We start from the raw sequence: 15,316 nt of genomic DNA, 5'->3' as shown, positions 1-15,316 counted from the left end.
GACTTTACATTTTCGGAACAAGAATTGTTTATATAATTATTGTACGAATTAACAGCATTAAATTAAGGCATCTATTTGAAGGGTGTTCAACACATGTATAGCAATAACAAATTAAAGCAAAACTTACTTCTTTTATTTTTAGGCATTACTTCTGTAGCGTTTAGTCAGGATGCACATTTGTCTCAATATTATGCTGCACCCTTGTATTTAAACCCCGCATTAGTTGGTACTGCTGGAGATGGAAGAGCATCTTTAAACTATAGAAATCAGTGGACCGGATTACCATCAAATTATATGACAATAATGTCTGCTTTTGATACTCCTATACCTTCTAAAAACATCTCATTAGGTGTACAAATACACGAAGATATCATGGGTCATAATGCTGGAATGATATTAGACCGTACCATGTTTAATGCTACTGGTGGTTATAAATTTAAAATCAATAAAAAATATTCTCTAAGCTTTGGACTCCAATTAGGTTTTGAACAATCATCTTTAGGTTTTTATAAATTACTTTTTGGCGATCAAATAAATGATGACGGAATAACAGGAGACCCTACTAAAGATAGAGTTTCAAATGAGTCTATAATTTATCCTGATATCTCTTTTGGTTCTATGTTTTATGGAGATAATTTCTGGTTTGGAATGTCTTTTTATCATATTAATCAACCTTCTATAACTAGGTTTCAAGAAGGGTACGATAAACTCCCTCTCCGTTTTTCTGCACAAGCAGGATATAGAATCCCGTTAACATATAGATGGCATGGCAGTGTTGCAAATTATGATGACAAGTTTGTTTCTTTTATGATGCATTACCAAGCTCAGGGTACAAAAGATCAATTAAGTACAGGAGTTAATTTAAATTATAAACCTTTAATTCTTGGAGTTTGGTATAGAGGTCTAATTTTAAAAGACAATGAACATCCAAGTCAATTTAACCATGACGCCTTAGTAATAATGTCTGGGATACAAGTGAAGCAATTTACTTTTGGTTATAGTTTCGACATGCCAATTGGTGGATTACAATTATCCGAAGGGTCTTCTCATGAAATATCATTGAGATATGATTTTAATTTCTTCCCTGGATATAGAAAGAAAAACAAAAAAGGAAAAACTGGCTTACCAACTGATAAATGTCCTACTCCTAATTTTTAGCAAGTCAAAATCATGAATAAACTGTACAAACTTATCCTATTAATACTACTACTATCTTCAACTATCCTATCTGTTAATGGTCAGGAGATTGTGGTAACTTCTAATGGAACAACATATAATTTAACTAACGGAGATGTTCTTGAAGGATGTGATTTGGTAACAGGAACCTTCGAATTAAGGGGTGTTACGGCCACTGATATTACTTGGCTTTATACAGGTGGTGTTGGTATTGGAAATCCTGCATCATTATTTATCAACAATCCAGGTCCTAATAGCATAATATGTAGATACAAAGAAGGTGGTGTCTCTAAAGAAATCACAGGGAATTTCACAGTTCTTGGAACGCCTGATGATGGTGATTTTACAACGTCAGCTGTTGAAGGTTGTGAAGGAACTTCAATTACATTTAATGCTAGTGCAGATTTTGATTATCAAGATATTAAATTTACTGTAGATGGCGTTAGTATACCCGACGGTGGTAGTTATACATTCAACAGAGATGGTAATTATTCTATTACTATGGAAGGTAAAACAATGGCTGGCTGTGATTTTATAGTACAAAAAAGTGATTATATTAATATAATAGAAAGCTTTCCGATTTCTGTAACTCCCACAAATAATTCTAGCTGTACAGGTACTCTAACCCAAAACTTTACAGTTTCGTCTCCAGAAAGTGATGTAAACTATACTTGGGATTTTGGCGATGGTACTACAGCTAATGGTGCAAATGTTTCGCATACTTTTACCTCTTCTAACAGAGAAGATTTTACAGTTTCTGTAACTGGTGAAAAAGTTGGTTGTTCAACTACAGAAGAAATAATAATAGCGTTAAATGTGGCCTCTGATTTATTTGATTATTCCACACCATCTTCAGCATGTGCAACCTATGATGTTACTTTCACCTCTAATCTTTCTTCTGCCTTTGATGGAGAAACAATTACATGGAATTTTGGAGATGGTACATCACAAACGGAAACTTTACCCTCAACCATAACTCATAATTATACTTCAGCTAATACAACAGTAATTGCAAGTGCTACTTTTAACGGTTGTACTGAAGATGTTTCAATAACAATTCCTGATTTATTGCCAAATACAATTAATATTTCTGGCGAAAATCAATATTGTAGTGCTCCTTACACCACTAATCTAACTGCTAATAATATAAGTGATCTACCAAGTTCTTTCGACTATTTTTGGAGAACATCAGATAATCAGAGAATTGACAATCTATCAACTGCTAATTTTACTTTTACTAATTTTGGAACAAGTTATTTTATTGAATTAGTCGCAACAAAAAATGGAGAAGAATGTGTTTTAGATAACTTTACCGTAAGGGCAAGAAGGATAAATGCAACTATTTATAGTAGTAATGGTGATCAAGGTTGTGTTACTTTCAATTCTGATTTATCATTTGATCTAAGAGTATTTGGCAACACTATTGATTTAGCTGATGTAGTCTCTACCAATTGGACAATAACAAAAGATGGAAATCCATTTGCTACAAGTACCAATCTTATTTATAATTTTAATACTACTCAACATGGTGACTATCACTTTGAATTAGAAGTTGAAACTGTTGATGGATGTACAGCAACAGAAGAGTATGATATTGAAGTAGGTTTAGAAATTACTCCTGATTTCACAGTAGATTCCCCTTTAATATGTAATCAAACTACCAATACATTTACAAACACTACAGATCTTGCTGCTCTAGGAATTAATAGAAATGAAGTAATTTATGAATGGCAATATGTAGCAGGAGGCGGATGGACTGTTTCTAACGATGCAAATGGAAATGGCTCAAATTTTTATGAAAATATACAAACTTTAGGAACAGTTGATGTTTCTTTAAGAGCTACATATAAAGGTTGTACTTCATCTCCTGTTGTTATGAAACAATTTGACATTGAAGGACCATATGCAGAATTTGAATTTAATTTAACTGACAATTGTGATCCTAATTCTTTAGAAATTATCAATAATTCATTAAATGCTGATGCCCCTTTTGAATGGCAAGTAAATGTTGATGGAAATACTTATAATTTTACGACAGCAAGTACTGCAACCTTTAATTTAGTAGATGAAATTCCTGTCACTAACTTATCGACTGATATAGATTACACTATAACTCTTACTGCAAAAAACACCGCTGGTTGTGAAGATATTTATGATAATACATATAGAATAAATGCAAACCCTGCCGCTGATATTACTTGGAATGGCACTTCATCTGTTGGTATTTGTGCAAACGAAACAAAGATTTTTAACCCTGGCAGTGGTATTGTCAATAGTGATGGTACTTTTACATGGTCTTTAACGCGTAATGGAACGGAGTTAACAACAGCAGAATATGCACTTATTGGTTTTGATAAATATACTTTCGAACCAAATGCCAGTTTTATTGATGATGGTACTTACACTGTAAGTGTTGAAATTATATTTGCTGATGGATGTTCAGATACTGATACAAAAGGCCCGATAAACGTCTATTCATTCGATATTACTCAAGAAGTACAAGGGGAAGATCATTTTTGTTATGATGGTACTACTACAGACGATGCTATATATACTGTAACTACAAATATTTCAAATTTAAGTGCGTATACATGGGAATGGACAATTGTTGGTAACGGAACAACTTTTTATACTATTTCTGGTGATGAAAATAATTTACAAGAATCAATTACATATAATTTCACAGAGTTATTAAACGATCAAAATAATAATTACACGGTCAATTTTAAAATGATTTCTGATGCTTGCGAGAAAGAATCTTCGAAGACGGTTAAAGTGACAATGCCAGAAATTGATTTAAATGATGCTACCACCACTTATGCTTCGTATAATTTTCTTTGTGATGAAGTGGAAACATATATAGATCCTAAATTAGATAGAGGAAAAGTTTTCAAACCAACTAATAATAAGACTACATATCAATGGTTTAAAGTTGAAGGTTCTGGTGAGACTGAAATTACAACTTTCACTGAAAATAGAGGAGGTAATAATGTCATTTTTAAATTCTCTGATTTAGATCCTGGTCTGCAAACTTTACGTTTATTAGTAACGGATACCTATGGCTGTACTGGTACAGATAATATAGAAATCACTGTACCTGAATTACCAATAGGAATAGCAGATTTTTCATCTTCAGCTCAAGAACTTGCTTGTAGAGGATCTATTTCATTTTTAGATTATGCAAATGGTAAAGATGGAAATTCTCTACCGAGGTTTGATGTTAATGGCGATACAATAGAAATTGAATCATGGACATGGCATATTACTAGAGATGTCACATTAAATGAATTTTACACTAAAGACACAGGTAATTTTGATTACTTTTTTGACGCTGGTGAATATACTGTTCAGCTAAGTGTTGAAGACGAACAAGGTTGTACTTATACATCTGAAATTTTAAATATTAAAGTAGGTGGTGTAAGAGGTGAATTAGCTATTTCTAGAAAAGCTGGCTACGCACCTTTTAATGTAGATTTTGAAGGAACTCCTTCTTATATAAGCGATGATGTAGACCCTACATTAATTGATTACATCTGGTTCTCAGGTGATGGGTACAGTGAAACGAGTAGTGAAAACTTTAGTTTTACATACCTAACTACTTCTTTAGGCGATCGTGATGCATTACCAGCTTTAATATTTAGAGATAATAATGGCTGTGAATACCCTGCTAATTCCAGTGAACGAATTCAGATATTAACTGAACCTAATAGAACTGTTGGGGATATCACAAGATGTATTACAGATGGAGATACTACTTTGATCGTATCAGATGATACTTTTACTCCTGCTAATATTGACGAAACAAATTATAGCTATACAGCAATTACAAAATATCAATGGTATGTAGATGATGCTATTATACCTTCAGCAGATAATGGAGATTTGGATAACGCAACTTTTACTTACGGGACAACAGATACTCCTTTTACAATCAATCCAGATGATACCGATGGTAAAACTTATATAATCAAATCATGGTTAGAAGCTACATATACAGATAAACTAGATGGTTCTAAAAGTTTTGTAGAAGAGGTTGCCTTTGATTCAGATACATTTACAGTAGTTTTTGACCCTCAACCAATTGCTGATTTTACAAGCAATACTCCAGTATGCTTAAGCGATTCTCTTATTTTAGATGCAAGTACGAGTGACTTTGGAAGTTATAGTAGAGGAACAATTACATTTTATCATTGGGTAATTCCTTCTGTAAAAGATACTATTACTACTACACCAAATTTAAGTTTAAAGTTTGCAACAGAAGGTACATACAATGTGACGCTTACTGTAGAAAGTAATAATAGTTGTGCATCAAATACTATTAATAAAGACATAATTATAAAGCCTTTACCAATTGTAGACTTTAATGCACCTTCAGTTTGTTTAGGTGAAGAATCTATTTTTGAAAACACTTCAACTTTCGAAGGTTCTACTATCACCTCAGATCCATCAATAATAAATAGTGTAGCATGGTATTTTGATTATGATGAAAATATTCCTCAAACACCAAATTCAACAGACATCTCTCCTACTTTTGAGTTTACTGAAGATGGTTTACATAAAATAAAATTAGAAGTATATACATTAGAAGGTTGTGTAGATTCTGTCATTAAAGACATAGAAATTTATGAACTACCAACAATAACTCCTGATGAAGACCAATATATTTGCGAAGGAGAAAGCATTGATCTCTCTGTTTTAGGCGGGACATCATTTACTTGGAGTACTGGAGAAACAACAAGATCTATTACAGTTACACCTACTAGTGATAGTACTTTCTATGTTGATGTGCTAAATAATTTTGGTTGTTTAAGTAAAGATTCTGTAACAATTTTTGTTATACCAGAGTTTGAGCAAACTTCAACTTTTGAAGAAGCTTGTGAAGGAGATACAATAACTTTAACCGCAAATATTGCTGCTTATGAAAACACCCAAGAAGTTATAGAGTGGTCTACTGGAGAAACATCAGAAACGATTAAGGTTACTACTTCTGGTATATATAATGTTACAAATACTGTTACACATTTAGATGGAAAAATCTGTATTTTCACAAAAACTGTGAATGTAGAATTTCATGCTAATCCAGGAGAAATTGAAAAAGATACTGTTTATTGTTTTGATAACGGACCTATTACTTTAGCAGCACCTACCAATCCAAATTTTAGCTATTTATGGGAAGACACTGGGGAAACAACTTCTACTGTACAAAGAACAAGTGCAGGTATTTATACAGTAACAGTAACTGATAATACATACCCAACTAATTGTGCAACTACTTCTAGTATTGAAGTTATTGCTCCTTCATCTATTGCATCTTTTACTTCTAATGAAGTCTGTTTTGGTGATACTACAATTTTTGATGCTGCTGCTAGTACAGTAGATTATGGTGGTTTAGAAGTTGAATACCATTGGGAATTAGGTACTCATAAAGATACGGTGACAATAACACCTTCTCTAAAATATGCTTTCCCAGAAGATGGAAATCATGATGTAGCATTAACTGTTGTTCCTGTAAACGGATGTCCATCTCCAACAATTAATCAAAATGTTATTGTTAATGAGTTACCTGTAGTCAATTTCTCAGCAGGAGATGTCTGTTTTAATGAAACTGTAGTTTTTAATAACCTAACAACTTATTTAGGTTCAACCATTACTGCATCTAACACAAATATTACAGCTATTAATTGGGATTTTGATTACGATGGCAGCACTCCAAATTGGTCAAGTAATGAATTATCACCAACACATGTTTATGCAGACTCTGGTACTTACAATGTTTTATTAGAAATTATAACAGATAAAGGGTGTTCACAACAAATAGAGAAATCAGTTACTATTTTTGAATTACCCACTCCTATTATATCTGAAGATTTATATATCTGTGAAGGTGAAAATACTAACTTAGAAATTATGGGAGGTGTTGCTTATTTATGGGAAAACACTTCAGAAACTACTTCTACAATCAATGTATCTCCGATTGCAGATGAAACATATGTTGTTAAAGTTATAAATGAACACGGTTGTATTAGCTATGATTCTGTAACCGTATTTGTTATTCCAAAAATTAAAACAACACAACTAGTTTATGAAGTATGTGAAGGAACCGAAGTAATACTTGACGCTAGAATTGGAGAGTATGATAATGTAACAGAAAATTATCAATGGTCTACAAACGAAAGCTCGGCAACAATTACGGTAGCTGAACCAGGCACTTATTCTGTTACTAATACTGTGGAACATGAAAGTGGTAAAACTTGTACTTTCCAACAAGAATATCAAGTTATTCATCGACCTAACCCTGCTGGTTTTGTTTCTTCTGATACTGTTTTCTGTTTTTCTTCTGGACCAATTCGTTTAGATGCCACTGTTGGCAGTAACTTTAGTTATTATTGGGAAGATACTGGGGAAACTACCCAATCGGTTCAACGTAACAAAGGTGGCTTTTATACAGTAACAATAACCGATAATACGTACCCTACACAATGTGCAACAACTACAACAATAGAAGTTATTGCACCTACAACAACGGCAAATTTTATTGCTAATGAAGTTTGTCTTAATGAAACATCAATATTAGATGCATCATCAAGTGCTATTGATTATGATGGTCTTGATGTTGAGTATTATTGGAATTTAGGCAGCTTTGGTGATACTACTACTACTTCTTCAACTTTAAATTATATTTTTCCAACAGATGGAAATCATACTGTAGAATTAACAGTAACTCCTGTTGGAGGGTGTTCTTCTGAAGTATTCACCAATACAGTTTTAGTTCATCAATTACCACAAGTTCGTTTTTCTACTGAAAATATTTGTATTACTGATATTGCGGTGTTTGATAATTTATCATCTTATTTAGGAAATGAAATACAATCAAATGCAAATCAAATTTCCTCTATTAAATGGGATTTTGATTATAATGGTACCACACCAAATTGGACAAATGAAGAAGTATCTCCAAGTTATCAATATAAAGCAAGTGGTACTTATAGAGTCTTACTTGAAGTAACATCAGAAAAGGGATGTCCAGTACAATTCGAAAGTCAAATTACAATCTACGATACACCAACTCCTATCTTAACAGAAGATCTATATATCTGTGAAGGTGAACAAACAACTCTTAAAATAGAAGGTGGAATTGCATATTTATGGGAGAACACTAAAGAAACTACTCCTGAAATTACAGTTAGCCCAATTGAAGACGAAACATATATTGTGAAGGTAATAAACGAGACAGGTTGTATTTCTTACGACTCTGTAACCGTATTTGTAATCCCTCAAATAAAAACGGAACAACTAGTTTATGAAGTCTGCGAAGGTACTGATGTCTTATTAGATGCAAGAGTAAGTAATTACGATAATATCTTAGAAAATTATATTTGGTCAACGAATGAAAATACTTCTACAATTACTGTCTCTACCCCTGGAATTTATTCTGTGATTAATACAGTTGAACATGAAAGTGGAAAAATATGTACTTTTGAACAAGAGTACGAAGTAATACACAGACCTATACCAAATGGATTTGCTGTTACAGATACAGTTATCTGTTTTGAAACAGAGTTTGAAATTACTTTAGCAGCTCCTGAAGGAAACAACTTTGTCTATTATTGGGAAGATACTGGAGAAACTACTGCAAGTGTAATTAGAGAAGAAGAGGGAGAGTATACAGTTACAATAATTGATACAACAAACCCTACTGATTGTGAAATTACAACTAGTGTATTTGTTGATGATATCTGTCCGCCAAGAGTATTTACGCCAACAGCTATGACTCCAAATGGAGATGGTTTAAATGAAGAATTTTTAATCCGTTCAAAATATGCCCTTGATATTAAATTGAATATTTATAACCGTTGGGGCGAGATTATATTTAATAGAGTTTACACAAATTCTGATGATGCCAGAAAAGAAGGAAATGGTTGGAATGGAATGCATAAAGGAAAAATTGTACCTGGTGGTGTTTACTCTGTGATAGTTGAATATATAAGTGAATTAGATGGTAAACATCATAGACAAGCAAATCATATTACTGTAATTAATTGATAAATAAGTAATATAACATCAGATAGTTAGCGATATTTTCAATAAATAGGATTCTATTTTACAAAAAACACATCATTAAATAATCATATTAATGAATAGCATTGTATATTGCCGGTTAATTACTAACAGTCTATAACTTTATATATATATGATGCTTTCAACAAAAAAGAAGAACGATGTTCTTAAAGATTTAGCATTACTTATTGCAGATGAATCTGCAGAAATTATTGCGGCAAATCAAAAAGACCTAGAAAAAGCAGGTGACCTAGACCCCACTCTAGTTGATCGTTTGAAAGTAGACGAGAAAAAAGTAAAAGGTATGGTGGCTTCTGTAAATGAAGTGATCGGTTTAGAAGATCCTGAAGGACAGGTTTTAAGTGCTTACGATCATCCTAACGGAATGAAAGTAGAAAACCGTGTTGTGCCTTTTGGTAAGATTTTAATTATCTATGAATCTAGACCCGACGTAACAATCGAAGCTGCTGTTAGTGCATTCAAATCTGGAAATAAAATTCTTCTTAAAGGTGGTAAAGAGGCTCGCCAATCTAATTTAGTATTGGTAGCGTTATGGCAAAAAGCTTTAGCACAAAATGGAGTAGCTACAGATTATGTAGAGTATCTTGATATTGATAGAGCCACTACTCAAAAACTTTTAGCAGAAAACACTCATAATTTAGACCTTATTATTCCTAGAGGTGGTGAAGGTTTAATCAATTATATAAAACAAACTACTTCTGTTCCATTAATGATTAGTGGACGTGGAAATAACTTTGTTTATGTAGATGAAAATACTGATTTTGAAATGGCGATTGACATTATTCTAAATGGTAAAAGCCGTTTGAGTGTGTGTAATGCAATTGATAAAGTATTGTTCAATAAAAATATTCCTGAGTTAGCATCTAAGCTAAGTAACCTTGTAACAAGAGCAGAAGCAATCGGCCTTGATATACACGGTGATAAAAATGTTATTGCATTAGATAAAAAAATAAAAGCTTGTAATGTAGAAGATTTAATGCCACAAGAATTTTTATCTGAGAAAATATTATTTGCTGAAGTTGATTCTTTAGACGAAGCTATTGCAACGATTAATAAATATGCTGGTGGACACTCTGCTGTTATTGTAACAACAAATAAAGACACTGCTACAAAGTTCCAATACCAAGTAGATTGTGCTGCAGTTTACCATAACGCTTCTTCTAGATTTACAGATGGCGGTCAGTTTGGCTTTGGAGCCGAGATTGCTATTAGTACGCAAAAACTTCACTTTAGAGGTCCTGTTGGTTTGGCACAATTGGTATCGAACAAATGGTTTATCTCTGGAGATGGACAAACAAGAAATTAATCATGAAACCAAGAATTGTAGTTAAAATTGGCACCTCAACACTTACTGCTGGTACCAGTATGATATCAAGAGGTAAAATTGAAAACATAGGTAGACAGATTTTAAACTTAAGAGATACATATGATATCATCTTAGTTTCTTCTGGTGCTGTTGCAACTGCAAAACAGTTTATCAATGTAAATGGGATGAAGCACAATATGGTGCATTCCAAACAAGCATTATCAGCAATTGGGCAGCCTAAACTTTTACAAATTTATGCAGAAGTTTTTGGAGATTTTGATCTTAAAGTTGCTCAGTGTTTAATGACGTATAAAGATTTTGATAATAAAGAATCGAAAGAAAATACTTTAAATACTGTTAATGAGTTATTAACACACGGTTTTATTCCTATTTTTAATGAAAATGATACAGTTGCCGTTGAAGAGCTTATTTTAGGTGATAATGATAAATTATCTGCTCTAGTTGCATCGTTATTAAAAGCTGATAAGCTAATTATTGCTTCTGATATTGAAGGATTATTTACAAAGAATCCTAACATACATGATGATGCAGAATTAATTCCAGAAGTAAACAATCTTGAAGATATTAAACAATATATTGAAGAACGTGAAAACGGATTAGGAACCGGTGGCATGACATCTAAAATTAGTGCTGCAAAGATATGTTTTGATGAAAATATTGAAGTTTACCTTGTTAATGGAGGGCGGACAAATTTTATTCAAAGAAGTTTAGAAGGCAGTATAAGGTTTACAAAATTTAAACCCTAAAACAGAAAAGGTGAAGCTTAAAAGTTTCACCTTTTCTGTTTATAATTTCTTATTTAATTTTTGTCATTTTAAAGTAATAATAAACTGACGTTGCAATAATTAACACCAATACTATTGGTAAAAAATATAGTGACATTCCAATTTTTATACCTAATCCTATCTGTATTATAGTATAAGTTATATATAAAAAGATGAGTATAACTTCTGTATTCAATACTCTAATTTGTTTTGTCGCGTATTTATATAAATTCTTGTAGTTTTCTTGCGTTACTTTAATAGGGTAATTAAATATATGAGGTACCTTATTCATAAAGAATAACCCTACATATAAAAGAGTACCTAAAAAAGGTAAAATCCAAATTACTTTTTTACTTGAATACGCATTTACTTCTCCTAAACCATTAAAATGTCTCGGTATTTCGTCGGGTAATACACTATAATAATAAACGGGCAGGGCAAACAAAACTATAAGAGATAGTAAACCTATTATTTCAATAATTCTATCATATAGATCAAGTGTAATGTGTGCTTTTGGTTGATTCTTTATACCTGTATTCATGATTTCTCAATTTAATTACGTCTTACCATAATATACGTTTATTAACACTAAATTGTTAATTTTAAAAAATCATTTTTTCTTATTTCCCAATGGTTAACCTCTTGTTTAAAATTAAGTGATCCCGGTATAGTGATATGTTTTTTTATAAAAGTAAAACCAATCTTTTCTAATGTCTTATTTGGTGCATCATTTTCAGCAGAAGGAGAACAATTTAAAACGTCTAAATCAAAATTGTTGAAATAAAAAGGAAGGCTTTTTTCTACTAATTCTACCCCTGCTCCTTTTCTTCTTAAATCAGTTTTCCAGATATGTAAATGCATATTTGCTGAATGCCCATATTTAATTGAATTTATATTAGAATGTCCAATTGCCTCCCCGTCAATTTCCCATATTAAAGCATAATTTTTCTTTTCTTTATAAGATAGAACTAACTGATTTTCTATCATGTCAACTAAATCTTTACGTCTAGGTAACTTAGATATGTCAACTCCTAAAGAAGTTAAATACGTATGATCAGATTTAAGCCAGTAATCTGCGATTAACGAAATATCACTTGAAATTAATTCTCTTACGCTTGTTTTCATTTAGATTTTATTTAATACTACTAAGTTAATAATCTTCAACTTCTATTTTTCATAAGAATCAACTCATCGTCTTGCTAATTCTTTCTAGAAAAAGTATAATAATAATGACAAATTCGAGAGCACTATTTCTTGTAAAATCTTCAGTGTTAACTTTAAACTGTTCAACAATATTTTTTGATTTAATTGTTTTATGCAGTTTGTTTAGGTATTCGTGAATTGATAGCTTTTCATTTTAAGTTTAGAGCATTGGGTCTTTCGAACAGTGGATGGAGATTAGTTAATGTCAGCTTGTTTTTATTTTACTTATCCTATTTTAAGGTTTTTATCTCACTTGTATCTGTTTCTACAATTTCATCATTTAGCATAATTGTCTTTATCAGTTTTCCATTGTTAATTTCAACTTTTATTGTTTTTGATGGTATGAAATTATTCAATAATGGATAACTTATAAATACTACATTTAAATATAACAAGACAAAAAATCACCAATCATATTTTTTCTATACTTACTAAGAAAGTTTTTTCTTTTTGAAATAGTAAAATGAACAATAATAATTATTGCTAACATTATAGAAATTAGTATTAGTTCATTTGTTATTATAGGAATCTTAAAATTAAACTTAATAAGTAAAAATTTAACAGTTATCAAATTGATAATAATAGTAAATGATAATGGTATAGTAGCAATTTTAAATCTATTAGTTGATTCAGGTTGTTTAAACTTTTGATATTTAAGAATGAAAGTATAAAATCTAAAAGCTATATAATGCATATGGTAGATTATTGATGTATGATTAGTATAATTCAAGCTAATGTGATGACTAAACTACGTGAGCGGTTGCGTCAACAGTGATTGGAGTTTAGTTGATGTTATGGAGATTTTTTAACTGTAAAAGGCAATTTCTTAAATATTTTGCTCAATATGAATTTTCCATCATCATAGATCACTTCTTCGTACATGAAATTTGCTGAGTCATATTTATAAGTTGTTCGTCTAACTGGAATATCAAAAACGCCCATAGGAGTTTCCAACTTTTCATTGTTCTTTACTTCCTTCTCAATGAGCTGACCCAATTTGTTATAAGTGTATGTCTCAATTTCTTTTTGCTTGTTCCGTGTCTTTCTTAATTCGATAATATTGCCAGTTGAATCATATTTGTAGATACCGTGCCAAGCTGTAATCTCGTTCTGTTTAACTACCAAGGATGTTTTTAATGTGCTGTCATACTTATAAAAATTCCACGTTTGTACTACATCTCCTTCCATCGCTTTTCGTTCTGATACTTTTTCTTGAATCAGTTGATTCAATTGGTTATAGAATTTAGTCTGTTCAAAAGCTATTGTGTCTAAATTGATGACTGAATCCATTGCTTCATAGTTACCCAAGTGATTACCTGCTGAATCATATATGAATATTGATCTTCTTCCGTTAGAGCAGTTTCTACCGCTTACAATTTCAGTTAGTTGATTCGTCTTATTGTATATGTATTGAAAACACATACCGTCTCTCGTGACTACTTTGAGTAAATTATTACATGAATCGTAATATTTAGTTGAGATGTATTTATCGGGATGGTAATAGCTTTCTATTATGTAGCTAGCTGTAAATTCATCCGATTTATTTCTGTTATTTATTTCACAACTACAGAAGATTGTAAAGGCAATAAAGATTTGAATTTTAGTCTTCATACTAATTCTCCATAACGGGTTGACTAAACAGCGAGAGAGGACGTATCGGCCGAGACTTGCTGTTTTAGCTAATGTTGTAAAACGTAAATTAATTAGAGTAGTTGACTTTAATGTACTCTTCTATTTTACTTCTAAAATAGAAGTCATCATAATTTTTTATATTTAAAATATCATCAATGACTTTTTGCTTTTCAAATTCATTCTGTTCATAATATGATTTGCACAGTAAGTAACCAGACCAATAACCGGCATTTCGCGGTCTGGATTCACTTTTTCTTACCCATGAATTCCAAGAAATCCAAGTACTTTTCTCATCTTTTTGATTTTTGAAATCATTCCAAACTTCTACTTCCTTGCCTATAAAAGATGAGTAATCTTCATCCGTTTCTCCACAAATTAATTCGGCAATAAATTCAGCAGATCCCTCACGCATACTATTTACTAAAATTGTATTCCCCTTTTTCATGTGTTTCTGATTAAAATGAATTAATTCATGAATTACTGTAACAGGAATATGCTTTCTTAACATACTTATTCTCAAAATGTCTTTATTCCAATTTTTTGTATTTGAATTTGGTGTCTTGCAAAGAATCTCAGTGCCTATTATTATTCCATTTTTAGATATTGTTCCGTTAGAGCTAAACCTTCCAATAACAAAATAAATATCTGGAAAAGTAGCATTAGGATATAAAGATTTGAATTCTAAAAAATAGGTTTTTATTTCTTTTTTCAAATCATCAAGGTTTGTTAGATCTGATCTTATAGATAAATAAAATTCTTTGTGTTTAAGTACGAACTTAGAAAACTTATCTACACTCTTAATTTTTGTTTTATAAAAATCTTTTAGTCCCTTTGAACCTTTATTGAAATATAATTCTTTAAAAATGTGTTTTGCATTTAGTGTATCTTTTAATGCTTCGTCAAATGCTAAATAAAAGTTTTGAATATCATTTACGTAGACCTTAGATACGTTGGGATCTTTTGAATTTTTTGAAAATGTATTCAGAGAAATAAATGATAAAAGTAATATGGAATATAATAGTTTCTTCAAAGTTTGTATTACGGTTTAGTTTTATGTTTTACTACGAAATTGCCAAACTGCGAGCTAGGACGTGTCGGCTAATGCTCTAAACTTAAGGATTTAACATTTCATTTT

General features: G+C 31.4%; 8 protein-coding genes. 4 read left to right on the top strand and 4 right to left on the bottom strand.

The window, feature by feature from the left end; genetic code table 11:
• The first annotated feature begins 93 nt into the window (after positions 1 to 93).
• The 4 genes from KM029_RS19935 to proB all read left to right on the top strand — a co-directional run bounded on the left by KM029_RS19935 (position 94) and on the right by proB (position 11,328).
• Entirely contained in the window at positions 94 to 1,158 is a 1,065-nt protein-coding gene (locus tag KM029_RS19935) for a PorP/SprF family type IX secretion system membrane protein (protein ID WP_144076607.1), read from the top strand.
• Positions 1,159 to 1,170: 12 nt separating this feature from the next.
• Entirely contained in the window at positions 1,171 to 9,219 is an 8,049-nt protein-coding gene (locus KM029_RS19930; protein ID WP_144076606.1) for a PKD domain-containing protein, read from the top strand.
• A 148-nt stretch (positions 9,220 to 9,367) separates the two neighbouring features.
• Positions 9,368 to 10,561 carry a glutamate-5-semialdehyde dehydrogenase gene (locus tag KM029_RS19925; protein ID WP_144076605.1) on the top strand — a complete coding sequence of 398 codons (1,194 nt, stop codon included), beginning with the start codon at positions 9,368 to 9,370 and terminating at the stop codon, positions 10,559 to 10,561.
• Positions 10,562 to 10,563: 2 nt separating this feature from the next.
• Positions 10,564 to 11,328, top strand: coding sequence for a glutamate 5-kinase (gene proB, locus KM029_RS19920; protein WP_205125532.1), 765 nt, complete (start codon positions 10,564 to 10,566; stop codon positions 11,326 to 11,328).
• Between the two features lie 49 nt (positions 11,329 to 11,377).
• Here proB and KM029_RS19915 read toward each other — a convergent pair whose 3' ends face one another.
• The 4 genes from KM029_RS19915 to KM029_RS19900 all read right to left on the bottom strand — a co-directional run bounded on the left by KM029_RS19915 (position 11,378) and on the right by KM029_RS19900 (position 15,211).
• Positions 11,378 to 11,887: a DUF1648 domain-containing protein gene (locus KM029_RS19915; RefSeq protein ID WP_144076604.1), complete on the bottom strand. Its 510-nt coding sequence runs from the start codon at positions 11,885 to 11,887 to the stop codon at positions 11,378 to 11,380.
• Between the two features lie 47 nt (positions 11,888 to 11,934).
• Positions 11,935 to 12,471 (bottom strand): GNAT family N-acetyltransferase, encoded by a 537-nt coding sequence (locus tag KM029_RS19910; protein ID WP_144076603.1) that lies wholly within the window; start codon positions 12,469 to 12,471, stop codon positions 11,935 to 11,937.
• An 870-nt stretch (positions 12,472 to 13,341) separates the two neighbouring features.
• The gene (locus KM029_RS19905) at positions 13,342 to 14,160 is read right to left on the bottom strand and encodes a hypothetical protein (RefSeq protein WP_144076602.1); all 819 of its coding nucleotides are present in this window, start codon (positions 14,158 to 14,160) and stop codon (positions 13,342 to 13,344) included.
• Positions 14,161 to 14,248: 88 nt separating this feature from the next.
• Positions 14,249 to 15,211 (bottom strand): gliding motility protein GldB-related protein, encoded by a 963-nt coding sequence (locus tag KM029_RS19900; protein ID WP_144076601.1) that lies wholly within the window; start codon positions 15,209 to 15,211, stop codon positions 14,249 to 14,251.
• Between the last annotated feature and the right edge of the window lie 105 nt (positions 15,212 to 15,316).

The organism is Flammeovirga kamogawensis (genome assembly GCF_018736065.1).
Taxonomy (GTDB): Bacteria; Bacteroidota; Bacteroidia; order Cytophagales; family Flammeovirgaceae; genus Flammeovirga; species Flammeovirga kamogawensis.
The sequence above is the reverse complement of the archived record's forward strand: the minus strand, read 5'-3'. Positions and strand labels throughout refer to the sequence as shown.

Coding starts and splice junctions, on each gene's coding strand:
- KM029_RS19935 (WP_144076607.1), top strand. CDS start 94: ATGTATAGCAATAACAAATTAAAGCAAAACTTACTTCTTTTATTTTTA.
- KM029_RS19930 (WP_144076606.1), top strand. CDS start 1,171: ATGAATAAACTGTACAAACTTATCCTATTAATACTACTACTATCTTCA.
- KM029_RS19925 (WP_144076605.1), top strand. CDS start 9,368: ATGATGCTTTCAACAAAAAAGAAGAACGATGTTCTTAAAGATTTAGCA.
- proB (WP_205125532.1), top strand. CDS start 10,564: ATGAAACCAAGAATTGTAGTTAAAATTGGCACCTCAACACTTACTGCT.
- KM029_RS19915 (WP_144076604.1), bottom strand. CDS start 11,887: ATGAATACAGGTATAAAGAATCAACCAAAAGCACACATTACACTTGAT.
- KM029_RS19910 (WP_144076603.1), bottom strand. CDS start 12,471: ATGAAAACAAGCGTAAGAGAATTAATTTCAAGTGATATTTCGTTAATC.
- KM029_RS19905 (WP_144076602.1), bottom strand. CDS start 14,160: ATGAAGACTAAAATTCAAATCTTTATTGCCTTTACAATCTTCTGTAGT.